We start from the raw sequence: 20,776 nt of genomic DNA, 5'->3' as shown, positions 1-20,776 counted from the left end.
GATTATCGTTTCGGCAGCAGGGGTGCCAACGCGGCCCAGACGTTGTTGGCCAGCGTGGGCTGTGCCGCCTCGTTGGGGTGGATGCGGTCTTCCTGAAACAGCAGCGTGGGGTCGGCCAGATCGGCCACACCCTTGAGCAGGAAGGGCACCAGCGCCGCCTTCTCTGCGTTGGCCACCGTTTTGAACACGTCGCGGAAGTCCGCCGTGTACTTGCTGCCGTAGTTGGGCGGTACCTGCATGCCGACGATCACCACGCGCGCACCGGCTTCACGGGAGAGGCGCGCCATGGTGGTGAGGTTGTCGCGCGTCATGGTCAGCGGCAGCCCGCGCAGTGCGTCGTTGGCACCCAGCTCCAGGATCACGATGGCCGGCTTGTGCAGCTTGAGCAGCGAGGGCAGGCGGGAGCGTCCGCCCGAGGTGGTGTCTGCGCTGATGCCGGCGTTGACCATGTGCGCAGGGATGCGTTCTTTCACCAGCCGCTGTTGCAGGATCTGCACCCAGCCGCTGCCACGCTTGAGGCCATATTCGGCGCTGAGGGAGTCACCCACCACCAGCACCGCCGCAGACTTGCTCGCCGTCTGGGCGCTGGCCAATGTCCCCGTCGTGGCGAGCAGGGAGAGCAGGGCGTTAAAGTGACGACGTTTCAACTGAAAGCCTTTCATGGCGAAAACGATGCCGGATGACATGATTGTGGTGAAGCACGTGTTCAAGTCGGTCAGCGACTCCACGGGCACGCTGACCATTTTGCGCGATATCGACTTTTCGCTGCACCGTGGGGAGACCGCCGCCATCGTTGGCGCATCGGGCTCGGGCAAAAGCACCTTGCTCTCCATCATCGCCGGCCTGGACACGCCCAGCAGCGGCACCGTTCTCATCGATGGCGTGGACCTGTTTGCGCGCAATGAAGACCAGCGTGCTGCCTTGCGCGCAGAAAAGCTGGGCTTCGTGTTTCAGAGCTTCCAGCTGCTGGGCAACCTGAGCGCGCTGGAAAACGTGATGCTGCCGCTGGAGCTGGTGGGCCGACGCGACGCCCGCTCGGCCGCCACGGCCATGTTGCAGCGCGTGGGCTTGGGCGAGCGCCTGGGTCACTATCCCAAGGTGCTGTCGGGCGGCGAGCAACAGCGCGTGGCGCTGGCGCGGGCTTTTGTGGTGAAGCCGGCCGTGCTGCTGGCCGACGAACCCACCGGCAGCCTCGATTTCGCGACGGGCGAGAAGGTGATGGAGCTGATGTTCGAGCTCAACCGCGAGCAGGGCACGACGCTGGTGCTCGTGACGCACGACCGCGCCATTGCGCAACGCTGCGAAAGGCGCATCGTCATCGAAGCAGGGCAGGCTTCCGAGGCTGTGCCCATGCCTGCCTGAGGCGCAGGCAGACGCTGGACCTGGGCGCGCCGCTGTTTGGGGGCGGTCATTCAGGTCGATGCGCAGGGATAATCTGCGCATGTCTTCTTCCAAAGTGCTTTTCGGCTTTCACGCCGTGGGCGTGCGCCTGAAAACCGCGCCCCAATCCGTCGTCGAGGTTTACTTCGAGTCCACACGCCGCGACGCGCGCATGCGCCAGTTTCTGGAGCGCGCCAAAGAATCGGGCGTGCGCCTGATCGAGGCCGACAGCCTGCGCATCGCCAAGCTCGCTGGCAGCCACGGCCACCAGGGTGTGGCCGCGAGGGTGCAGGAGCTGCCGCAGGTGCACTCACTGGACGAGCTGCTGGAGGGCCTGGAGGCCGAGGGCAGGGCGCCGCTGCTGCTGGTGCTCGACGGCATCACCGACCCGCACAACCTGGGCGCCTGCCTGCGCGTGGCCGATGGCGCGGGCGCACACGCGGTGATCGCGCCCAAGGACCACGCGGCCGGCATCAACGCCACCGTGGCCAAGGTGGCCAGCGGCGCGGCCGAGACCATGCCGTACTTCATGGTGACCAACCTGGCGCGCACGCTGGGCGAACTGAAGGAGCGCAACATCTGGATCATCGGCACCAGCGACGATGCGCCCAAGACGCTCTACCAGGTGGACCTCAAGGTGCCGGTGGCGCTGGTGCTCGGCGCCGAAGGCGACGGCATGCGCCAGCTCACCCGCAAGACCTGTGACGAGCTGGTGAGCATTCCGATGGCGGGGGCGGTCGAGAGCCTCAATGTGTCGGTGGCCAGCGGCGTGTGCCTGTACGAAGCCCTGCGCCAGCGCAGCTGAACCTCTTTTTCAGGGAACCGATACATGAGCAAAGCCTTCATTCGTGCCGCTGGTGCCAGCGCCCTCACGGCGCTCTTGCTGCTCGCGGGATGCACCCAGGAACAGCAGAACAAACTCAGTCGCGACATCCAGAACTGGACCGGCACCAACGGCGTGCTGGAGGTCTATGCGGGCGACAAGGTGGCGCGCCGCTTTCTCAAGATCGACAAGATCAGCACCGCGCTCGGCACCGACGACGGCAAGCCGCGCGCCTATCGCTACGGCTACGGCGTGCTCGACGAAAACCTGAACATGTCCGTGGACACGGGCGAGAAGAAGGTGTATTTCGAGATCAGTGACTACACCAACGCCGTGTTCTTCGAAAACCCGCACTGACCATTGCCAGCCGCTGGTGTCCCTTGTCACTTTCCACCTTCTCAGGAGTGAACCATGAACCTCGTTGAACGCGTGCAAGCCATCCTGCTCAAACCCAAAGACGCCTGGCCGGTGATCGCGGGAGAGGGCGGCGATGTGCCTTCCATCTACAAGAACTACCTTGTCTTCCTCGCGGCGATCCCGGCCGTGGCGACGTTCGTTGGTCTGAGCTTGGTGGGTGCGGGTGCATTCGGCATCAGCTTCCGCGTGCCCATCGTCGCCGGCCTGGTGAACATGGTGGTGGGATTTTTGCTCACGCTGGCCATGATTTATGTGTTGTCGCTGATCGCCAATGCACTGGCGCCCACGTTCAAAGGTGAGAAAAACCAGCTCAACGCGTTCAAGCTGGTGGCCTACGGTTCGACCGCCGGTTTGGTGGGGGGCGTGTTCAACCTCCTGCCGGCGCTGTCGATGCTGGGCGTGCTCGCCGCGCTGTACTCAATCTACCTGCTCTACACCGGCATCCCGGTGCTGATGAAAGCGCCCGAAGACAAGGCCCTGGGGTACACCGCCGTGCTGATCGTCTGCGGCATCGTGGCGGGCATCATCGTGGGTGCGGTCAGTGCCCTGTTCACCTCAGGCCCGAGCATGATGATGGGCGGTGGGATGCCCTCGTCCGACAACGTGAGCATCAAGGTGCCGGGCTCCGAGATCACCATTGACACGGCCAAGATCGAAGCCATGGGCAAGCAGGTCGAAGCGGCGAGCAAGAAGATGGAAGAGGCGCAGGCCAAGGGCGATTCGGCCGCCGCGGGCAAGGCCATGAGCGAGATGATGGGTGCGGCCCTGGGCGGCGGACAGGGCGGCAAGCCGTTTGCGCCCGACACGCTGCAGGGCTTCGTGCCCGCCAAGCTGGGCGCCATGGAGCGCACGGCGATCGAGGCGCGTTCGGACAACGCCATGGGCATGACCTTCTCCAGCGTCACATCCGAGTTCCGTAACGACAAGGGTCGGGTGGAGGTGAAGGTGCAGGACATCGGCGCCATGCCCGCGCTGGCCATGGCGATGGGCGCTTGGGCGCAGAGCACCGTCAACCGCGAGACGCAGGATGAGGTGGAGAAGGTCTACCAGCGTGACGGTGCCTCGATCAAAGAGGAATACCGCAAGGACGGTAGCCGCGCCGAGATGAGCATGATGCTGGGCAACGGCGTGATGATCGAAGTGACCGGTGACAGCGTGAATATGGACGGCGTGCGCGCCGCCATGGCGGCGCTGGACGTCAAGGGGCTGGCGGGGTTGAAGCGCCAGCAGTGAGCGTTTGGGGCCTATTCATACAAAGCCCATCGCGCCGACCACAGCACCCGCGCCGATCATCCACAGCAAGTGAAGTTTGGTGCGCCACACCAGCAGGGTGGCGCAGGCGGTCAGCAGCCACAGCGGCCAGTCGCGCGCCGCGTCGTTGTGCGCGGCGCTCAGCAGCCAGCCGGTGGCGATCAGGAGCGCGATCACGATCGGCGCCATGCCGGTCTTGAAGGCGCGCACCGCGCGCAGTTCGCGGTTGCGGTGTCCCCATTGCGTGGCGGTGTAGGTGAGGATGGACGAGGGCAGCATGATCGCCACCATCGTGACCAACACCCCCAGCAGCGCCAGCGCCCAGGCCACCCAGCCGGCCGAAGGCCCACCGCCCGCGTTGATCCCCACATTCCAACCCAGCAGGGCGACGAACAGCACATTGGGCCCGGGCGCGGCCTGCGACAGTGCGATGGACGAACTGAACTGCGCGTCGGTCAGCCAGCCTTGTTCGCTCACCAGGTAGCGGTGCATGTCGGGCGCGGTGGTGATGGCACCACCCACCGCCAGCAGCGAGAGCGACGCGAAGTGCATGAACAGGTCGGTCCAGTTCGCCAGCGTGGGTGCCATGCTCATGCGGCGTCTCCTGACTCGCGCTGGCCGAGCACCCGGTAGGCCCACAGACATGCGCCGCCACCCACCCCCATCAGCACCCAGGCCAATGGCCATCGCATCAGGGCGATGGCCACGAAGGTGAGGGCGGCCAGGCCGATGCAGACCCACAGACCCATGGCATTTTTGTCGAGTGCGGTGATCAGCTTGATGCCCGTGGCGGTGATCAGACCCGCCGCCACAGCGCCCATGCCGCGCAACGCACCCTGTGCGGCAGCCGTTTCGGCCACGCTGCCATACAGCGCCGCGAGCAGCAGCACCAGCACCAGCGGCGCGGCGAGCATGCCCGAGAGCGCGGCCAGGGCGCCGGGCAGACCGAAGTAGCGCCCGCCGATCATCATCGAGAGGTTGACCACATTGGGCCCGGGCATGATCTGCGCCACCGCCCAGTCTTCGATGAACTGCTCACGCGTCATCCAGCGTTTTTTCTCCACCAGCTCGCGCTGCACCACGGCGAGCACGCCGCCAAAGCCTTGCAGGGCCAGCCAGGTGAAGGAAAGGAACAGGTCGGTTTTGGAGCGGGGGTGTTGGGCGGCGGCTTCGGAAGGCGCGGGTGCCGGAGAGGCGTGTTCTGTCATGGGCAGGATTATCCGAGGGTCGCCAGGACCTTGTGGCGCGTGGGGTGTGTGCTGCACCGCCCTCACGGCTTCAGAGCGCGAGTTCCCAATGCTCACCAACCAGGTCCACCCCGTAGTTGTGGTGAGCTTCGCTGCGCACCAACTGGAAGCCGCGCTTCGCGTAGATGGCAGGCGCTGCGTCGAGGTTGCGGTTGGTCCAGAGCAGCAGGGTGCGGTAGCCCTTGCTGCGCGCGAAGGCGACGCACTCGTCGGTGAGCCACCCACCCAGGCCCAGGCCACGCGCGGCGGGCGTGAGGATCAGCAGGCGCAGCTGTGCTTCGGTTTCGCTCTTGCGCACGACGAAGGCCGAGCCCATGCGCTCGCCGTCGCGTTCGGCGATCCAGCCGCGTTCCCAGGCTGGGTCGTGGCGTTTCATCATGTCGGCCACGATGCCGGCCACCAGCGCCTCGAACTCGCTGTTCCAGCCGTATTCACGGGCGTAGATTTCGCCGTGCTGCTGGATGACCCAGCCCATGTCGCCGGGCTGGGGGGCGCGCAATTGAACGCCCGTGGGGAGCGGTGTGCTGGGTGGGGAGAGGTCAGCGCAGGCCACCGAGCAGATCCTTGAGTGAGTCCACCGTCAAGGGCTTGGTGACATAGCCGTTGATGACGTCCATGCTGAGCGCCCGCTCGCGGTCGACGGGCGAACCTGACGAGGTGAGCATGACCAGCATGGTGGAGTCCTTGTCTTTGAGCATCGGTTCTGCTTGGGAGGCCACCTCGAAGCCATCGAGCATGGGCATGTTGATGTCGAGAAAGATGCAGGTCTTCAGGGCCAGGCCATCGTTTTCCAGAAAGGCCAGGGCGTCGAAGCCGTTGTCGAACACCTGCACGTCGCCGTCGAAGCCGGCCTTTCGGATCATGATTTCGTGGAAAAAGTTGTCGTCCTCGTTGTCGTCGATGAGAACGATGCGTTGGTAGGATTTCATGAAAGCGTTTCTTGGGGTGTTGTGAGGCTCGGATCGGGCAGCACCAGACGAAAGCAACTGACTTCGTCTGGCACAGAGACCACGCGCACCTCGCCGCCGTGCAGTTCGGCGATCCGGCGGGCGATGGACACCCCAGTCCTGTGCCTTCGTAATCTTTGCGAGAGTGCAGGCGTTTGAACATGTCGAACACCTTGTCCAGCTGGTCGGTCGGTATGCCGATGCCGTTGTCGTGCACGGCGATGTGGGTCAGGCCGTCGAGGGTTTCGGCAGTGACCCGCACCAGTGGCGGAACACCTTTGCGTGAAAACTTGAGACCGTTGGCCACGAGATTCTGCAGCACCACGCGCAGCAGCGAGCGGTCGCCCAGGACGGTGGGCATGGCGCCCCACACCAACCGCCCACCCGATTGGGTGATGGCGGACGACAGGTCGTCGTTCACCTGTTGCAGCAGCAGACCAATGTCCGCCGCTTCGAAAGTCACGGCGTGGCGCTCCAGGCGCACGAAATGCAGCAGGTCGTCCAGCAAGGCCTTCATGCGTTCCCCACCGGCGTGCACGCGTTGCAGATAGCGTTGCGTGATGGGCGAAAACTCCGCGTTGTGGTCGGCCATCAGCAGGCCGCTGAAATTGCTGATGGAGTTGATCGGTTCGCGCAGGTCGTGGGAAATGATGTGGATGAACCGCTGTTGTTCCAGCGTCTTGTGCTCCAGCAGCGAGACGCTGGTCTGCAGCTGTTCTTCCCTGAGTTCGAGCGTGTGGATGTCGTGCACACGAACGACCACGCCAATGATGTCGCCAGCGTCGTTGCGGGCGGGCAGGTAGGTCACCTCGACATGGCGGGGGCCTTGGGCAGGGAAGCCAAAGGTCGTGTCGCAGGACACCGATTGCCCGGCGAGCGCCTGATCGAGTTTGGGGCGGACCACGGTCTGGAACAGCTCTTCGCCCATGAGGCCGGCCACCATCCGGCCGATCATGCCTTCCTTGACGCGGCCCCAGTAGTCGAGGTAGGTCGCGTTGACAAAGCGGTACACGTAGCCGGGGTCCACGAACGACATCAGGTCTCGTCCGGTCAGGCTCGCGGCGGTCAGGTACTCCAGCCGGTGGTCGGCCTCGGCGGCTTCGCGGCGCGCATGTGCCTGGTGTTGACGGTCGCGCTCCAGCAGGTTGAGCACCAGGCTGGAGAGGGATTGCAGGGCGCGCCGCTGGTGGTCATTGAGCTGCCGGGCTTCGCGGTCGGCCACGCAGACCGTGCCCAGGGCATGGCCCTCGGCGGTGGTGATGGGCGCGCCCGCATAGAAGCGGATGTGGGGGTTGTCAAGCACCAGGGGGTTGTCTTTGAAACGCCCATCCAGCGATGTGTCCGCCACCTCCATCACCTCGTGAGGGTTGAGGATGGCGTGGGCGCAGAAGGCCACGTCCCGGCTGGTCTGCCGGGTGTCCATGCCGATCACCGACTTGAACCACTGACGTTTCTCATCGACGAGGGAAATCAGCGCGATGGGGGTGTCACAGATCGCTGCGGCCAGCGCCGTGATGTCCTCAAACGCTTGCTCGGGCAAGGAGTCGAGCACGCCGAAATCGTGCAGTTGCGCCAGGCGTTGGGATTCTCCGGCAGGGATGGGGGCGATCATCATGTTCGGCGGGGAAGGTGGGGATCGGAGCTGTGTTTATCACACAAAACCGATGCTCTGGACGCCACACGCCTGCAGATTTCTGCAAGGAAATTCGCGACCTTCGCGGGCCGCGCCTAACTTGGTCTGCAACCCTGTTCGTCAGAGGTGGTTCACACCGACATGCCGCCAGACACCTCGATCACCGCACCGTTGATGTAGCTCGCTTCGTCGCTCGCCAGGAAGGCGTAGACGTTCGCGATCTCTTCGGGCTGGCCCAGGCGGCGCAGCGGCACGCGGTGTTCCATTTCCTGGATCACCTTTTCGGGGATGGTGCTGAGGATGGGGGTGCTGATGAACCCGGGCGCCACGGCGTTCACGCGCACGCCTTTGGGGCCGAGTTCGCGGCTCCAGGTCTTGGTGAAGCCGATCACGCCGAACTTGCTGGCGGCGTAGTTGGTCTGGCCGAAGTTGCCGTAGATGCCGACCACCGAGCTGGCGTTGAGGATCACGCCAGCCTTCTGTTCCACCATGATGTCGGCCACGGCCTGTGCGCAGTGGAAGACGCCGCGCAGGTTGACGTCGATCACGCGGTCGAACTGCTCCAGCGTCATCTTCTGCAGCCGCGCGTCCTGCGTGATGCCGGCGTTGTTCACCAGCACGTCGATGCGGCCAAAACGCGCCAGCACCTGACCCACCACGGCATCGACCATCTCGCGCTGCGTCACGTCCATCACGAAGCCGACCGCTGTGGCGCCTTCGGCCTGGCATTGCTGCACCGCTTCGTCCACCGCAGCGGGTTTCACGTCGCAGACGATCACGGTGGCGCCTTCGCGCGCGAACTTGAGCGCGGTGGCGAGGCCAATGCCCTGGGCCGCGCCGGTGATGAGGCTGACTTTTCCTTCGAGACGTTTCATGGTGGAGAGGGGTGGAGGTTCGAAAAAAAGCCGGCGGGCTGAGGCGTCCGCCGGCTGCCGGGAAAAGTGTAGCCGGGCCGCCTTGCGGCGGTTTGACGGGTCTCATACGGCGTTGCCTTCAAACGTATAACTGCGTTGCTTCGCCTTGCCGTGCTGTAGCACTGTCTGCGGCTTCGCGCCTTGTTCTACGCTTGAATGCAAAGCCGTCAGTACACCGGCTGGTGCTGGCGGATCGATGCCTTCACCGCGGCGGGGAGGATGAAACCGCTGCCGTGTTGCTCGGCCAATTCGGTACAACGCTTCTCGAACGCCTCAATGCCTTGGCCATAGATGAACTGCAGCGCACCCCCGGTCCAGGCCGGGAAACCGATGCCGAAGATCGAGCCGATGTTGCCGTCGTGCACCGAGGTCAGCACGCCTTCGGCCAGGCAGCGCGCGGTCTCCACCGCCTGGCGGTAGAGCAGGCGGTCTTTCACGTCCTGCAGGGTCCATGCGATGTCGGGCTTCTCGAACAGGGTTTTCAGCTCGGGCCACAACACTTTCTTCTGGCCTTCCGGGTAGTCGTAGAAGCCACCACCCGCCGCGCGGCCGCTGCGGTTGTGCTGCTTCACCATGCGTTCCACCAGCGTTTCGCCCGGCGTGGCCACGTACGGCTGGCCTTCTTTCTGGAAGTCGATGCGGGTCTGCTCCAGCACGTGCACCGACAGCGAGAGCGCGGTTTCGTCCAGTACAGCCAGCGGCCCCACGGGCATGCCGGCCTGCATCGCGGCGTTCTCGATCACCGGTGCGGGGATGCCTTCGCCCAGCATGGCCGCGCCTTCCATCACGTAGGTGCCGAAGGTGCGGCTGGTGTAGAAACCGCGCGAGTCATTGACGACGATGGGCAACTTGCCCAGCGCCTGCACGTAGTCGTAGGCACGGGCGATGGTTTCATCGTCCGTGTCCTTGCCGCGGATGATCTCGACCAGCTTCATCTTGTCCACCGGGCTGAAGAAGTGGATGCCGACAAACTTGGCCGGCTTGGCGCTGGCCTGTGCCAGGCTGGAGATGGGCAGCGTGGAGGTGTTGCTGGCGAAGAAGCCGCCCTCGGCGAGCATGGGCTCGGCTTCCTTGGTCACCATGGCCTTGAGTTCGCGCTGCTCGAACACGGCTTCGATGATGAGGTCGCAGCCCTGCAGGTCGGCGGCGCTAGCGGTGGGCGTGATAAGGGCCAGGATGCCTTGCTGCTTCTCGGCGCTCATCTGGCCTTTGTCCACGCGCTTCTGCGTGAGCTTGGCCGTGTACGACTTGCCCTTCTCAGCGGCTTCGACGCTCACGTCCTTGAGCACGGTGGCAATGCCCTTGGTGGCCTGCGAGTAGGCGATGCCCGAACCCATCATGCCGGCGCCGAGCACGCCCACCTTCTTCGGCTGGTAACGCGGCACGTCCTTTGGCCTCGACTGCCCGCCCTTGATGGCGTTCATGTTGAAGAAGAAGGTGTTGATCATGTTCTTGGCCACGCTGCTGGTCATCAGCCCGGCCAGGTAGCGGCTTTCCACGCGCATGGCGGTGTCGAAGTCCACCATCGCGCCTTCCACCATCGCGGCCAGCGCGGCTTCGGGCGCGGGGTACAGGCCCCGCGTCTTCAGCTTGAGCACGGCCGGCGCCACGCTCAACATGCCGGCGATCTTGGGGTTGCTCGGCGTGCCACCGGGCATTTTGTAGTCCTTGCGGTCCCACACGTGCTGGCAGGCTTCGGGCTGGCCCTGGGCGGCCTCGATGAAGGCCAGCGCCTTGGGCATCAACTCTTCCGGCGTTGCCACCAGTTCGTGCACCACGCCGATCTTCAGCGCCTCCTCAGGGCCGAACAGCTTGCTCTCCAGGATGTAGGGCTGGGCGGCCATCAGCCCCAACATCCGCGTCATCTTGGTGATGCCGCCGCCGCCGGGGATCAGGCCCAGCGTGATTTCGGGCAGGCCGAACTGGACCTTGGGGTGGTTGAGCGCAATGCGATGGTGGCCGACCAGCGCCACTTCCCAGCCGCCGCCGAGCGCCGCGCCGTTGAGGCAGCTCACCACCAGCACGCCTTGCGTCTCGATGGTGCGGAAGTTGCGTTTGATGCGTTCGATCTCGGTGAACACGCGCGGCCCATCGGCGGCTGTGGAGCGCATCACACCCTTGAGGTCGGCGCCGGCGAAGAAGGTGCTCTTGGCCGAAGCCAGCACGATGCCCTTGATCTGTGCGCGGTCCTTCACCACCTGTGCCGCGATGGCGTCCAGATCGTCCTGCCACTGCAGGCACATGGTGTTGACCGGCGAGTCCTGCTCGTCGAAGGTGATGGTGGCCACCTTGCCGAATACGGCGTCGGCCAGGTCGTAGCGGAGGATGGTTTTGGTGATCATGTTCGTGGTCTCCGCTTTTGATCAGACGCGTTCAACGATCGTCGCAATGCCCATGCCGCCGCCGACACACAGCGTGGCGAGGCCGTAGCGCTTTTTCGTCCTGTGCAGCTCGTCGATCAGCGTGTTCAAAATCATCGCGCCCGTTGCGCCCAGCGGATGCCCCAGCGCGATGGCGCCACCGTTCACGTTCACCTTCTCATGCGGCACGCCCATTTCCTGCATGAACTTCATGGGCACCGCAGCGAAGGCTTCGTTGATCTCGAACAGGTCGATCTGATCCACGGTGAGCCCTGCCTTGGCCAGTGCCTTGCGAGTGGCCGGCATGGGACCGGTGAGCATGATGGTCGGGTCGGCGCCCGAGAGCGCGACCGAAACGATGCGCGCGCGCGGCGTGAAGCCGTGTGTCTGGCCCGCGGCTTCACTGCCGATGAGGATGGCCGCCGCACCGTCCACGATGCCCGACGAATTGCCCGCGTGGTGCACGTGGTGGATGCGCTCCACCTGCGGGTAGCGTTGCAGCGCGACGGCGTCGAAGCCCATGGCGCCGAGCTGTTCGAACGCGGGCTTCAAACCACCGAGTCCTTCCATCGTGGTGCCAGGTTTGATGAACTCGTCCTTGTCGAGAATGGTCAGCCCCATCTTGTCTTTCACCGCGACCACCGAGTGGTCGAAGTACCCGGCGGCGCGTGCGGCGGTGGCACGTTTCTGCGATTCGAGCGCGAAGGCGTCCACGTCGGCGCGGCTGAAACCGCTCATGGTGGCGATCAAATCCGCACCAATGCCTTGCGGCACGAACAGCGTGGCGCTGTTGGTCTCCGGGTCCTGCGCCCAGGCGCCGCCGTCGGAGCCAATCGGCACGCGGCTCATGCTCTCCACGCCGCCGGCCACCACCAGGTCTTCCCAGCCGCTCCTCACCTTCATGGCTGCCATGTTCACCGCCTCCAGGCCCGAGGCGCAGAAGCGGTTGAGCTGCACGCCCGAGCAACGCCAGTCCCAGCCGGCCTTGAGCGCCGCCACCTTGGGCAGCACCGAACCCTGTTCGCCAATCGGCGATACCACGCCCATGACCACGTCGTCCACCGCAGCGGTGTCCAGATCGTTGCGGCGCTGCAGCTCGGTCAGCAGACCGGCCAGCAGGTTGACGGGCTTGACCTCGTGCAGGCTGCCGTCCTTCTTGCCCTTGCCGCGTGGGGTGCGGATGGCGTCGTAAACGAAGGCTTCGCTCATGGTGTCTCCTAAGGGAAAGGGCGGGTGTTCCTGCCCATCGGATCAGTATAGACTTTTGCCAAGCAGATGCTTTGTATAAATCAACACTCGCAGTCCGAAAGGTGACAGCCATGATCGAACGCACGCTCTTCAACACCGACCACGAAGCCTTCCGCGACAGCTTTTGCCGCTTCGTGGAGAAGGAGATCACGCCGTTCCATGACGGCTGGGAAGAGCAGGGCTATGTGGACCGCGCCGTCTGGCGTGCGGCCGGTGAAAACGGCTTTCTGTGCATGACGATGCCCGAAGAACATGGCGGCGCCGGGGCCGACAAGCTGTATTCGGTGGTACAGATGGAAGAGATTGCGCGCGCGGGTGTGAGCGGCATCGGCTTCGGCTTGCACAGCGAGATCGTGGCGCCATACATCCTGCACTACGGCACCGAAGCGCAGAAGAAAAAGTACCTGCCGTTGCTGGCCACGGGCGAAATGGTGGGCGCCATCGCCATGAGCGAGCCGGCCGCCGGCAGCGACCTGCAGGGCGTGAAGTCCACAGCGATCAAACAGGCTGACGGCAGCTACCTGCTCAACGGCAGCAAGACCTTCATCACCAACGGCTGGCACGCCGACCTGGTGATCGTGGTCGCCAAGACCGACCCGGCTGCGGGCGCCAAGGGGACGAGCCTGTTGCTGGTGGAGCAGGGCATGCCGGGCTTCAACAAGGGCAAGCGCTTGAAGAAGCTGGGCATGAAGGCGCAGGACACGTCGGAGCTGTTCTTCGACAACGTCCAGGTGCCGGCGGAGAACCTGCTGGGCGGCGAGGGCCAGGGCTTCATTTGCCTCATGGAGCAGCTGCCCTGGGAGCGGCTGCAGATCGCCATCGGCGCGGTGGCCGCAGCGCAGGCCGCCATTCACTGGACGGTGCAGTACGTGAAGGACCGCAAGGTCTTTGGCCAACCGGTCGCCAGCTACCAGAACACCCGCTACACGCTGGCCGAGCTGCAGACCGAGGTGCAGGTGGCGCGCGTGTTCGTGGACAAATGCTGCGAGCTGGTGGCGGTGGACAAGCTCGACACGGCCACCGCCAGCATGGCCAAGTACTGGTGCAGCGACCTGCAGTGCAAGGTGATGGACGAGTGCGTGCAGTTGCACGGCGGCTACGGCTACATGTGGGAATACCCGATCACCCGAGCCTATGCGGACGCGCGCGTGCAGCGCATCTACGGCGGCACCAACGAGATCATGAAAGAGGTGATCTCGCGCGGCATGGGGCTCAGTAACCGTTGAGGGCACGCCGCTCGGGAGCCTTGTCCCTCTGGCGGGGGTTGAGCAGCTGTGACGGCCGACGCAGAATGCCGCAAGGTTTGGGCATTCACATCTGGAGGAACGGCATGACAGCAAGGTTCAAACGAATGGACGGCCTGTGTGCCGTGTTGGCCAGCATGGCTTTGGCGGGCTGCAGCAGCGGCATCACCGGCATGGGCCTGTTTCCGCAAACCCCGCTGTCGTGCGACACGGGGGGCACCGTGTGCGGGCTGTCCAACACCGGGCTGTATTACTTCGAAGTTCGCGGGCACGGCAACTGTGGAGCGATCGGCATCGACTGGGGGGAAGGGACCTCACAGACCATGAGGGGTGATTTCGCTGCGACCACCTCCAAGACCTGGATCGACGTCACGCACGACTTTTCCCGCACGGTGGCCGGCCAGACAATCCAGAGCTGGCCAGGCCCGAAACAGACACGCGCCTACTCGGTGGCGAACTGCACGGGCGACGTCAGGTCCCCATACCGGCTGATGCACACCACGACGCTGTCGGATGGGTCGACGCGGCACAGCGCCGCCTTCACGCTGGGGATTTCGGGAAAACAGGACAAGCCTTGCGGCAGCCTGCCACAGATGGCCAATCTGCGCATCGGCAGTCGGGTCATCGTCGATGAGTTGCCGAGCAACACCGACATGGATTTCGGCTGCCTCTTCGGTGGGTGCATCAACGGCCCTGAAGGCAACGCCGGCCCGGTCACTGCGGCCTTTCCGTTTCCCACGATGCGGCGCCATTCGCTGGTGTTGCGGGTCGTGAACACGGTGGCCGGGCAGGTGCAGTTGGTGCAGGGTCAGGGGCAGCACACGGAATTCGTCGTGAACGCCAACGGCCCCCTGGAGTTCTGCCTGAACGACGATGCGCTGGGGGACAACTCGGGTGGTTGGGGGCTGGCGGTTCAGGTGGACGAGACCACGGCCCGCTGACCGCGGTGGAGGTCGGGTGCCAGCCGGGTCACTGGCACTGGTAGTCCACCACCGTGGCGCTGTTCCGGAACGGGTTGACCAGGTCGGACGAGTACTGCCCCATGAGCAGGCGCTGCTTGGGCAGGAAGTTGCTGCGGAAGTACCGGCTCGCGTTCGCGAGCTGCTGGCCTTTGTCTGTCAGCTTCACGCAGCCGTTGTGAATCACGATCGTGCCCGAGGCGAGCTGTTCGGTCAGGCGCACGTCGACCAGACGGTGCTCGTGCATGTATTCCTTCGTGAAGACGTCGGCAAACCGGTCGTGCAGGATGCCGCCGCCGCGCTGCTGGATCTTCTCCAGAATGTAGAAGGACAGTGATCGGTCGATGACCGTGGGCACGCTGATGGCCATGATGTAGCCGATCAACAAGCAGCTCATGAGCTGCTGAAACTTCTCGAATCCGCTGAACCCGCGCAGCAGCGGGGTGACCACCACCAACACCGCCATGAACAGGGTCGCGGCCATGGCCGACCAGATTGCGGCGTAGAACACCACGTCGACGCGGAGGAAGTTGACGGTGAACACCCAGGTGCCACACAGGACCACAACGTACAGGAGGGTGGCCAGGGCGAGTCGAAGGAGTTTCATGAGGATGCAGACCCGTCGGTGCGGGGTTTTTCCAGAATGCAGACGATGCTCTTGCCGAGCCGGTGGCCGGTGATCACATCCACCCAGCGCGATGCGCGCACCATGATCGAATCCCAGAGCCTGATCTGGGCCGGGCTGGGGGAGTCGGACTTTAGCACCAGCCTGTTTGCCAGACTGGCGAGCATGCCCACGCTGTCCAGGTAGTGCATTTGCTTGATGTTCAGCTGGGCCGGGACGATGGCGCGAAGCATCGCCTTGTCGTAGCGCCGGTGGTGGCCGATCTTCCTGTCGAAGTCGGAGTAGAGGCGGTTGTGGGCGGGTGCCATGATGATGAGATGGCCACCAGCCATCAGGTGTGTGCAGGCCCGCTCCAGTTCGGCGAGGTCGTCCTCAATGTGTTCGAGCACGTCGATGTAGAGCACGGTGTCGAACCGCTCGTCGGGCGCCAGATCGGCCAAGGTGCCATTCCGGATCTGATGACCCGCTGGCATGCCCCGACCTTGCTGGGCCAGGACCTTGTCGCACATGGCCTTGTCGGGTTCGAGGCCGAGCCACCGGCGGTAGGGCTTGTGGTTCAAGGCCCGAGCGGTGGCCCCCAGTCCAGCGCCCAGCTCCAGAACCTCTTCTCCCAGATAGGGCCGAATCTGGCTCGACCAGTAGGCCTTCCAGTTCACCGCCGCCGCGAATATTTCCAGTTCGTTGCCGCTGTAGACGAAGGTTTCAATGTGGTCGGGCATGTGGGTTCAGGGCGCGTCTTTGAGCGGTGGTCGGCCGAAGATCAGGTACTTGCCGGCCAGGTAGCCCAGCACCACCTGCAAACCCACGGCGATCAGAAAGCCGACGCTGTAGTTCAGGTGCAGGTGGTCGGTCCATGCGTAGAGCAGCCCCCCGTGCAAAGCGGCGATCGCGGCATAGAGGGCCAAAAATCGCAGGGCCTGCTGCACGATGGCTGTGTCCCGGTGTTGAAACACGTAGTAGCGGTTGCCCAGAAACGAGGTCGCAATGCCCACTGGGGCCGCCAGCATGTTGGCCAGCCCCGCAGAGTCCATCTGCAGCACCTCCAGGCAGAAGCGCAGCACGGTGTAGTGCACGGCGGTGGCGACGAGCCCGTTGACCACGTAACGGACCAGCTGGGGCGAGACGCGGGGGTTCATGGCTCGACGCTCGGCGCGCTCACTGGACTGGCCTCCGTGCTGCGCACTGCGGGGCTGAGCGCCTTCGGAACGGCCGGGCGGCGCTCATGGCGCGGTCTCGATGACTTCGTCGATGAAGTCGCGGTGGGCCACGGCGGTGACCACGCTGCCGCTGCGCATGACGCCGGTGAGCATCAGCGTCATCAGGGCCAGCGCAGCGGTCTGCAGGAACAGCAGCACCAGAATGCCCAGCACCAGCGAGAACCACCCGGGCGTGGAATAGCCCATCAGCTTGAGCGCCACCGCCGCCACCGAACCGACCACCGCAAACGTGGCGATCAGGGCGCTGGCGATGCCCACCCGCACCAGCACGTCCTCCGCAAACACCATCAGCGCCTTGAAGCCGTGCAGCGCCAGCCCCACGAAGTTCATCTTGGACTGGCCGGCGTAACGCGGACCGCGGTCGAGCGGGCAGACATCGGTACGCAGCTTCGAGGCCAGCACCGCAGCGGCCACGTGGATCGGCAGCTCCTGCATGGCCACCAGGCGTTTGACCGCAGCCGGCTTGAGCGCCATGAAGTTGCCGAAGCTGATCGGGCGCCCGGTCATCACGCCGAAGAAGCGTTTGTAGACTTGGTAGAACGCCTTGAATCGAAAGGTCTCGACACGGCTCTTGCGCTGCGCGACCACCACGTCCACCGCGGGGTTGCCCAGCTGCGCGAGCAGGGCGGGGATGGTGGATGGCAGGTCTTCGCCGTCCGAGTCCATCACCACCACCTGCTGTCCCGGCACCAAGTGTTCGGCGGCGTAGCTCAGGCCAATAGCGATGGCGCGCTGATGGCCGACGTTGCGGCGCAGCTTGAGCACCGCGCCAGCGACGCCGGCTTGGCGCAGGCTCTCGACCGAGAGCGGCTGGCGCACCGAGCCGTCGTCCACCGCGACCACGAACACGCGGTCGCCGAACTGTTGGCCCAGCTCCTGAAACAGGCGGCCACTGGCCTCCAGGTCTTCATAGACCGGCATGACGATGACGATGGCGTGCTGCTGGAGGCTCATTGCTGCAGGAAGTTGCGGAAGTAGTGAATGGTTTTGTCCAGGCCCGCATCGAGCTGCACGGCCGGTTGCCAGTCGAGGTGGGTTTTGGCCAGGCCGATGTCGGGTTGGCGCTGTTTGGGGTCGTCCTGCGGCAGCGGGTTGAACACCAGCTTCGACGGGCCGCCCACCTTCTTCAGCACGGCCTCGGCCAGCTCGCGGATGGTGAACTCGTGCGGGTTGCCCAGGTTGATCGGGCCGGTCACCTCGGGTGGGCTGGCCATGATGCGCACGAAGCCTTCGATCAGGTCGTCCACGTAGCAGAAGCTGCGGGTTTGCAAACCGTCGCCGTAGATCGTGATGTCTTCGCCGCGCAGGGCCTGCACGATGAAGTTGCTCACCACCCGGCCATCGTTGGGGTGCATGCGCGGGCCGTAGGTGTTGAAGATGCGGGCGACCTTGATGTCGACCTTGTGCTGGCGGTGGTAGTCGAAGAACAGGGTTTCGGCGCAGCGCTTGCCTTCGTCATAGCAGGAGCGGATGCCGATGGGATTCACACGGCCCCAGTAGCTCTCGGGTTGGGGGTGGATCTCGGGGTCGCCATAGACCTCGCTGGTGGAGGCCTGGAAGATGCGCGCCTTGGTGCGCTTGGCCAGGCCCAGCATGTTGATGGCGCCGTGCACGCTGGTCTTGGTGGTCTGCACCGGGTCCCACTGGTAATGCACCGGCGAGGCCGGGCAGGCCAGGTTGTAGATCTCGTCGGTCTCCACGTACAGCGGGAAGGTCACGTCGTGGCGCATCAGCTCGAAATGCGGGTTGCCCATGAGGTGGGCCACGTTGTCCTTGGTGCCGCTGTAGAAGTTGTCGACGCAGAGCACGTCGTTGCCTTCACCCAGCAGGCGTTCGCACAGGTGCGAGCCCAGGAAGCCAGCGCCTCCGGTGATCAGGATTCTTTTTCTGTTGGAAATGCGCATGCGGGTCTCCGGGGTGTCTTGGGGGCTCAGCCTTGAATTGTCGCTTGGTTTTTAGGGTCTTTTGCTGGCGTCGCCGGGCGTGGGTGCGGACGAGGTGGCGGATTCAGTGCGGTAGCGCTGGCAGTACGGCGACGACCGAAAGTCGTGGAGGAAGGCGGCCGCACCCTCGCCCTGCCACTGAGCCAGTGGGGGCGAGATCGAATTCACCACCTCCAGGAAGGGGGTCTGATCGCTCAGGCGGTGGCTGATGATCAGCCAGCTGCGTCCCGCCTGCGGGTCCAGGCAGATGCGCCGCACGGTGGCGCGGGCGTCGTGCTCGCGGTTGGGCGTTACCCGGAAGATCACCACCGGGAGGTCGTCGATCTGGAAGGTGGGGGTGTAGAAGTCGAACGCCTTGTGGGTCAATGACCCGAGCACCACCTGATCGCCAGGCTGCCGGTGCTTCGCGACATGGCCCATGGCCCCTTTGATGTTCTGAGCGTTTTCAGGGTGGCGAAACACGTGCGCGCTCGGCAGGGCCATCACGAAGATCAAGCCCAGGGCCAGGCCCATCGCCACAGGTTTGGCCACCCAGCGGTTGGCCTGGCTCCAGATCAGTTGTACCAGTGCAGCGAGGGCCAGGTACACCAAGGGCAGCAAGAACAGAATCAGGCGCGAGCGAAAGGGGTAGAGGTGCAAGGCGGACGCGGCCAGCACCGCGATCAGCGTGACCAGCGCCATGCCCGCCATGCGTTTGGACAGGCGCGCCAGGGCGAGGCAGCCCAGCAGCGTGAGCGCGAGCAGCCCCACATTCAGCGCATCGAACCACCCGGGCATGACGCCGTGGTGCGCCACACCGGTGTGGCGCATGGCGAGGTAGACCAGACCCAGTGCGTTGTTCCAGTACCAGCGAAGGTCCTCGATGCTTTGCGGCGGGAAGGGGGCGTACGCCGCTTCCCAGAAGCCGATCAGGCTGCTGTTGGACGTCAGGTTGCGCAGCGACAGGGTGTGGTTCAGGCCGAAGCTCACCAGCCAAATCAGGCCCGCGGCCGTGATCGCCAGCCACGCCGCGCGGTGCCGGCGGTGGGCCATCTCCAGCCAGAGCACCGTCCCGGCCCCCGCCAGCACAAACAGGCTGGCGTGCGAGAACCAGATGCAGGCAGCGCCCGCAAGCGCCAGCAGCCATCCGTCGGCTCGCCATTGCTCGACCCGGAAGCGGACGCTCAGCCACAGGATGAGCACGCTGCACAGCACGTCGCCCTGGTATTGCTTGAACTCGCTGCTGTAGTACACGAGCACCGGCGCCAAGGCCATCAAGCCCACGAACACCGACCGGGCCAGCGCTCCCGGCAGCACCAGACGGGCCAGCGGAACGGCTGCAACGAGGCTGAGAACGCCGGCCAGCAAGGGCACCAAGCGCAGTGACCAGTCGTGCATGCCCAGCACCGAGGTCACGGTTTTGACCAGCAGCAGAAAACCCAAGGGCGCCGCCTGGCCGTTGGCCAGGGGTTGCAGCAACAGCTCGCCGAGATCGCGCTCCACAAAACTGATCGCGAGATAGGCCTCGTCCAGCCACAGCGAGCGGTTGAACAGGTACTGCCGCAGACGCAGGATCAACCCCAGGGCCAGCAGCACTGCGGTCCACAGCGCGAGGCCGTTCGGCCGCTGTTTCAGGAACGCGTTAAGGCTCATACCTGGATCGTGCAGGCGATTGCCAGCCCCTCGGGCGCTTCATGGTCGGCCAGCACCCAGGCGCGCGTGGGGTGCTGGGCGGCATCTTGCAGGCACTGCTTGAGGAAGCGGATCGATGGCATGTCCAGCGCGGCGAAGGGTTCGTCCAGCAACGTCACGGCGGTGCACGCAGCGAACGCGGCGCACAGCCACACCTTGCGCTGGCTGCCGGTGGACAGCATGTACATGGATTTGTGCAGGTGGGGATTGAGCGAGAAACCCTCCACCAGATCGGGCAGGGCGGCCAGCCGGAAGTCGGGGTAACGTCGGCTCATGGCGTCGAACCATGTGCTGGGCGTGAAGCCGTCCAGCGCTGCGCCGCGAGGGTCGGTCCTGAACACCTGCTGGCGGTAGGTCTGAGGCTGGGCGACCAGCGAGACATCTCCGATGGTGAGGCTGCCCTGACGGGGCGAGAGATCGCCCGCCAGAAGCTTCAACAAGCTGGATTTTCCGCTGCCTTCGGCGCCCTGGATCAGGCTCACACCAGGCGGAATGTCGAGGCTCAAGCGTGTCCACAGGGTCACGCCATTGGGCCAAGAAAATTCGAGATCCCTGGCGGACAGGGTTGGGGGAGGATGGGCGGGGCGCGTGGCTTGCATGACAGCCGAGAGCATATCGAAGACCTGAACTGGGTCTTCAACCGGGTGTCGTCAGTAGTTGATGTTGAACCGACTGCCCTGGTGGTTGAGCACGGCGCTGTGCGGGGTGATCACCTCCAGCTTCAGGCCCGGCTCGATGTCTTGCCCTTCCAGCACGATCTTGCCGTTGACGATCAGCATGCGATGGGCCGGGTTGTCCGAGTAGGTGGCGCCGGTGACCTTAACTGGCGGGGCCGATGCCGGAGCGCTGGCAGCCACGGGCGCGCTGGGCGCTGCGGCTGGGCGGGCAGGTGGTGGT

At 64.7% G+C, this 20,776-nt stretch carries 22 protein-coding genes and 2 pseudogenes; 6 read left to right on the top strand and 18 right to left on the bottom strand.

What is annotated here, in order from left to right:
* Nucleotides 1-2 precede the first annotated feature (2 nt).
* Nucleotides 3-662, bottom strand: coding sequence for an arylesterase (locus B0E41_RS07965; protein WP_077330547.1), 660 nt, complete (start codon nt 660-662; stop codon nt 3-5).
* On the opposite strand from B0E41_RS07965, the gene B0E41_RS07960 reads away from it, so the two are divergent.
* The 4 genes from B0E41_RS07960 to B0E41_RS07945 all read left to right on the top strand — a co-directional run bounded on the left by B0E41_RS07960 (nt 661) and on the right by B0E41_RS07945 (nt 3,853).
* Nucleotides 661-1,362 (top strand): ABC transporter ATP-binding protein, encoded by a 702-nt coding sequence (locus tag B0E41_RS07960; protein WP_077330546.1) that lies wholly within the window; start codon nt 661-663, stop codon nt 1,360-1,362. The genes B0E41_RS07965 and B0E41_RS07960 overlap by 2 nt on opposite strands.
* A gap of 79 nt (nt 1,363-1,441) precedes the next feature.
* Entirely contained in the window at nt 1,442-2,185 is a 744-nt protein-coding gene (gene rlmB, locus B0E41_RS07955; RefSeq protein ID WP_077330545.1) for a 23S rRNA (guanosine(2251)-2'-O)-methyltransferase RlmB, read from the top strand.
* 24 nt (nt 2,186-2,209) lie between these two features.
* Complete coding sequence (locus B0E41_RS07950; protein ID WP_077330544.1) at nt 2,210-2,560, top strand: hypothetical protein; 351 nt, start codon at nt 2,210-2,212, stop codon at nt 2,558-2,560.
* Between the two features lie 54 nt (nt 2,561-2,614).
* Entirely contained in the window at nt 2,615-3,853 is a 1,239-nt protein-coding gene (locus B0E41_RS07945; protein WP_077330543.1) for a Yip1 family protein, read from the top strand.
* A 15-nt stretch (nt 3,854-3,868) separates the two neighbouring features.
* On the opposite strand, the gene B0E41_RS07940 is transcribed toward B0E41_RS07945, so the two are convergent.
* The 9 genes and pseudogenes from B0E41_RS07940 to B0E41_RS07895 form a co-directional block, all read right to left on the bottom strand.
* Complete coding sequence (locus tag B0E41_RS07940; protein WP_077330542.1) at nt 3,869-4,465, bottom strand: chromate transporter; 597 nt, start codon at nt 4,463-4,465, stop codon at nt 3,869-3,871.
* Entirely contained in the window at nt 4,462-5,079 is a 618-nt protein-coding gene (locus B0E41_RS07935) for a chromate transporter (protein ID WP_077330541.1), read from the bottom strand. The genes B0E41_RS07940 and B0E41_RS07935 overlap by 4 nt, the downstream gene beginning before the upstream one ends.
* A 70-nt stretch (nt 5,080-5,149) precedes the next feature.
* Nucleotides 5,150-5,623: pseudogene (locus B0E41_RS07930) on the bottom strand (GNAT family N-acetyltransferase); the annotation flags it as partial.
* 34 nt (nt 5,624-5,657) lie between these two features.
* Nucleotides 5,658-6,047, bottom strand: a complete 390-nt coding sequence (locus B0E41_RS07925; protein WP_077330539.1) for a response regulator — start codon at nt 6,045-6,047, stop codon at nt 5,658-5,660.
* Nucleotides 6,044-6,178 carry a hypothetical protein gene (locus B0E41_RS27720; protein WP_290440841.1) on the bottom strand — a complete coding sequence of 45 codons (135 nt, stop codon included), beginning with the start codon at nt 6,176-6,178 and terminating at the stop codon, nt 6,044-6,046. Before B0E41_RS27720 ends, B0E41_RS07925 begins: the two co-directional genes overlap by 4 nt.
* A gap of 56 nt (nt 6,179-6,234) precedes the next feature.
* Nucleotides 6,235-7,677: pseudogene (locus tag B0E41_RS27815) on the bottom strand (GAF domain-containing protein); the annotation flags it as partial.
* Between the two features lie 152 nt (nt 7,678-7,829).
* On the bottom strand, nt 7,830-8,573 hold the full coding sequence (gene fabG, locus B0E41_RS07905) for a 3-oxoacyl-ACP reductase FabG (protein ID WP_077330538.1): 744 nt from the start codon (nt 8,571-8,573) through the stop codon (nt 7,830-7,832).
* Between the two features lie 206 nt (nt 8,574-8,779).
* Nucleotides 8,780-10,954 carry a 3-hydroxyacyl-CoA dehydrogenase NAD-binding domain-containing protein gene (locus tag B0E41_RS07900; RefSeq protein WP_077330537.1) on the bottom strand — a complete coding sequence of 725 codons (2,175 nt, stop codon included), beginning with the start codon at nt 10,952-10,954 and terminating at the stop codon, nt 8,780-8,782.
* A gap of 21 nt (nt 10,955-10,975) precedes the next feature.
* Nucleotides 10,976-12,181 (bottom strand): acetyl-CoA C-acetyltransferase, encoded by a 1,206-nt coding sequence (locus tag B0E41_RS07895; RefSeq protein ID WP_077330536.1) that lies wholly within the window; start codon nt 12,179-12,181, stop codon nt 10,976-10,978.
* Nucleotides 12,182-12,291: 110 nt separating this feature from the next.
* On the opposite strand from B0E41_RS07895, the gene B0E41_RS07890 reads away from it, so the two are divergent.
* Together B0E41_RS07890 and B0E41_RS07885 are read left to right on the top strand one after the other, a co-directional pair.
* The gene (locus B0E41_RS07890) at nt 12,292-13,446 is read left to right on the top strand and encodes an acyl-CoA dehydrogenase family protein (RefSeq protein WP_077330535.1); all 1,155 of its coding nucleotides are present in this window, start codon (nt 12,292-12,294) and stop codon (nt 13,444-13,446) included.
* Nucleotides 13,447-13,550: 104 nt separating this feature from the next.
* Nucleotides 13,551-14,405, top strand: coding sequence for a hypothetical protein (locus tag B0E41_RS07885; protein WP_143433725.1), 855 nt, complete (start codon nt 13,551-13,553; stop codon nt 14,403-14,405).
* 28 nt (nt 14,406-14,433) lie between these two features.
* On the opposite strand, the gene B0E41_RS07880 is transcribed toward B0E41_RS07885, so the two are convergent.
* From B0E41_RS07880 to B0E41_RS07845, 8 genes are all read right to left on the bottom strand, one after another.
* On the bottom strand, nt 14,434-15,030 hold the full coding sequence (locus tag B0E41_RS07880; RefSeq protein WP_077330533.1) for a hypothetical protein: 597 nt from the start codon (nt 15,028-15,030) through the stop codon (nt 14,434-14,436).
* Nucleotides 15,027-15,767 carry a methyltransferase domain-containing protein gene (locus B0E41_RS07875; protein WP_077330532.1) on the bottom strand — a complete coding sequence of 247 codons (741 nt, stop codon included), beginning with the start codon at nt 15,765-15,767 and terminating at the stop codon, nt 15,027-15,029. The genes B0E41_RS07880 and B0E41_RS07875 overlap by 4 nt, the downstream gene beginning before the upstream one ends.
* Nucleotides 15,768-15,773: 6 nt before the next feature.
* Complete coding sequence (locus B0E41_RS07870) at nt 15,774-16,184, bottom strand: GtrA family protein (RefSeq protein ID WP_077330531.1); 411 nt, start codon at nt 16,182-16,184, stop codon at nt 15,774-15,776.
* Between the two features lie 84 nt (nt 16,185-16,268).
* Complete coding sequence (locus B0E41_RS07865; protein ID WP_077330530.1) at nt 16,269-17,219, bottom strand: glycosyltransferase; 951 nt, start codon at nt 17,217-17,219, stop codon at nt 16,269-16,271.
* Complete coding sequence (locus tag B0E41_RS07860; protein ID WP_077330529.1) at nt 17,216-18,169, bottom strand: UDP-glucuronic acid decarboxylase family protein; 954 nt, start codon at nt 18,167-18,169, stop codon at nt 17,216-17,218. Before B0E41_RS07860 ends, B0E41_RS07865 begins: the two co-directional genes overlap by 4 nt.
* A 51-nt stretch (nt 18,170-18,220) precedes the next feature.
* Nucleotides 18,221-19,840 carry a glycosyltransferase family 39 protein gene (locus tag B0E41_RS07855; protein WP_077330528.1) on the bottom strand — a complete coding sequence of 540 codons (1,620 nt, stop codon included), beginning with the start codon at nt 19,838-19,840 and terminating at the stop codon, nt 18,221-18,223.
* Nucleotides 19,837-20,385, bottom strand: a complete 549-nt coding sequence (locus tag B0E41_RS07850; protein WP_253194680.1) for an ATP-binding cassette domain-containing protein — start codon at nt 20,383-20,385, stop codon at nt 19,837-19,839. The genes B0E41_RS07855 and B0E41_RS07850 overlap by 4 nt, the downstream gene beginning before the upstream one ends.
* A gap of 144 nt (nt 20,386-20,529) precedes the next feature.
* Nucleotides 20,530-20,776: general secretion pathway protein GspB (locus B0E41_RS07845; RefSeq protein WP_216350743.1), on the bottom strand; the 247-nt coding region annotated here is incomplete at its 5' end.

Source organism: Hydrogenophaga sp. A37 (genome assembly GCF_002001205.1).
Classification (GTDB): domain Bacteria; phylum Pseudomonadota; class Gammaproteobacteria; order Burkholderiales; family Burkholderiaceae_C; genus Hydrogenophaga.
Note: the sequence above shows the minus strand (reverse complement) of the source record. Positions and strands in the feature narration are given on the sequence as shown.

Excerpts from the sequence above, each read along its gene's own strand:
- B0E41_RS07875 (WP_077330532.1), bottom strand. The coding sequence starts at position 15,767 with ATGCCCGACCACATTGAAACCTTCGTCTACAGCGGCAACGAACTGGAA.
- B0E41_RS07865 (WP_077330530.1), bottom strand. The coding sequence starts at position 17,219 with ATGAGCCTCCAGCAGCACGCCATCGTCATCGTCATGCCGGTCTATGAA.
- B0E41_RS07950 (WP_077330544.1), top strand. The coding sequence starts at position 2,210 with ATGAGCAAAGCCTTCATTCGTGCCGCTGGTGCCAGCGCCCTCACGGCG.
- B0E41_RS07895 (WP_077330536.1), bottom strand. The coding sequence starts at position 12,181 with ATGAGCGAAGCCTTCGTTTACGACGCCATCCGCACCCCACGCGGCAAG.
- B0E41_RS07945 (WP_077330543.1), top strand. The coding sequence starts at position 2,615 with ATGAACCTCGTTGAACGCGTGCAAGCCATCCTGCTCAAACCCAAAGAC.
- B0E41_RS07890 (WP_077330535.1), top strand. The coding sequence starts at position 12,292 with ATGATCGAACGCACGCTCTTCAACACCGACCACGAAGCCTTCCGCGAC.
- B0E41_RS07860 (WP_077330529.1), bottom strand. The coding sequence starts at position 18,169 with ATGCGCATTTCCAACAGAAAAAGAATCCTGATCACCGGAGGCGCTGGC.
- rlmB (WP_077330545.1), top strand. The coding sequence starts at position 1,442 with ATGTCTTCTTCCAAAGTGCTTTTCGGCTTTCACGCCGTGGGCGTGCGC.
- B0E41_RS07880 (WP_077330533.1), bottom strand. The coding sequence starts at position 15,030 with ATGAAACTCCTTCGACTCGCCCTGGCCACCCTCCTGTACGTTGTGGTC.
- B0E41_RS07960 (WP_077330546.1), top strand. The coding sequence starts at position 661 with ATGGCGAAAACGATGCCGGATGACATGATTGTGGTGAAGCACGTGTTC.
- B0E41_RS07940 (WP_077330542.1), bottom strand. The coding sequence starts at position 4,465 with ATGAGCATGGCACCCACGCTGGCGAACTGGACCGACCTGTTCATGCAC.
- B0E41_RS07885 (WP_143433725.1), top strand. The coding sequence starts at position 13,551 with ATGACAGCAAGGTTCAAACGAATGGACGGCCTGTGTGCCGTGTTGGCC.
- fabG (WP_077330538.1), bottom strand. The coding sequence starts at position 8,573 with ATGAAACGTCTCGAAGGAAAAGTCAGCCTCATCACCGGCGCGGCCCAG.
- B0E41_RS07925 (WP_077330539.1), bottom strand. The coding sequence starts at position 6,047 with ATGAAATCCTACCAACGCATCGTTCTCATCGACGACAACGAGGACGAC.
- B0E41_RS07935 (WP_077330541.1), bottom strand. The coding sequence starts at position 5,079 with ATGACAGAACACGCCTCTCCGGCACCCGCGCCTTCCGAAGCCGCCGCC.
- B0E41_RS07900 (WP_077330537.1), bottom strand. The coding sequence starts at position 10,954 with ATGATCACCAAAACCATCCTCCGCTACGACCTGGCCGACGCCGTATTC.
- B0E41_RS07870 (WP_077330531.1), bottom strand. The coding sequence starts at position 16,184 with ATGAACCCCCGCGTCTCGCCCCAGCTGGTCCGTTACGTGGTCAACGGG.
- B0E41_RS07855 (WP_077330528.1), bottom strand. The coding sequence starts at position 19,840 with ATGAGCCTTAACGCGTTCCTGAAACAGCGGCCGAACGGCCTCGCGCTG.
- B0E41_RS07965 (WP_077330547.1), bottom strand. The coding sequence starts at position 662 with ATGAAAGGCTTTCAGTTGAAACGTCGTCACTTTAACGCCCTGCTCTCC.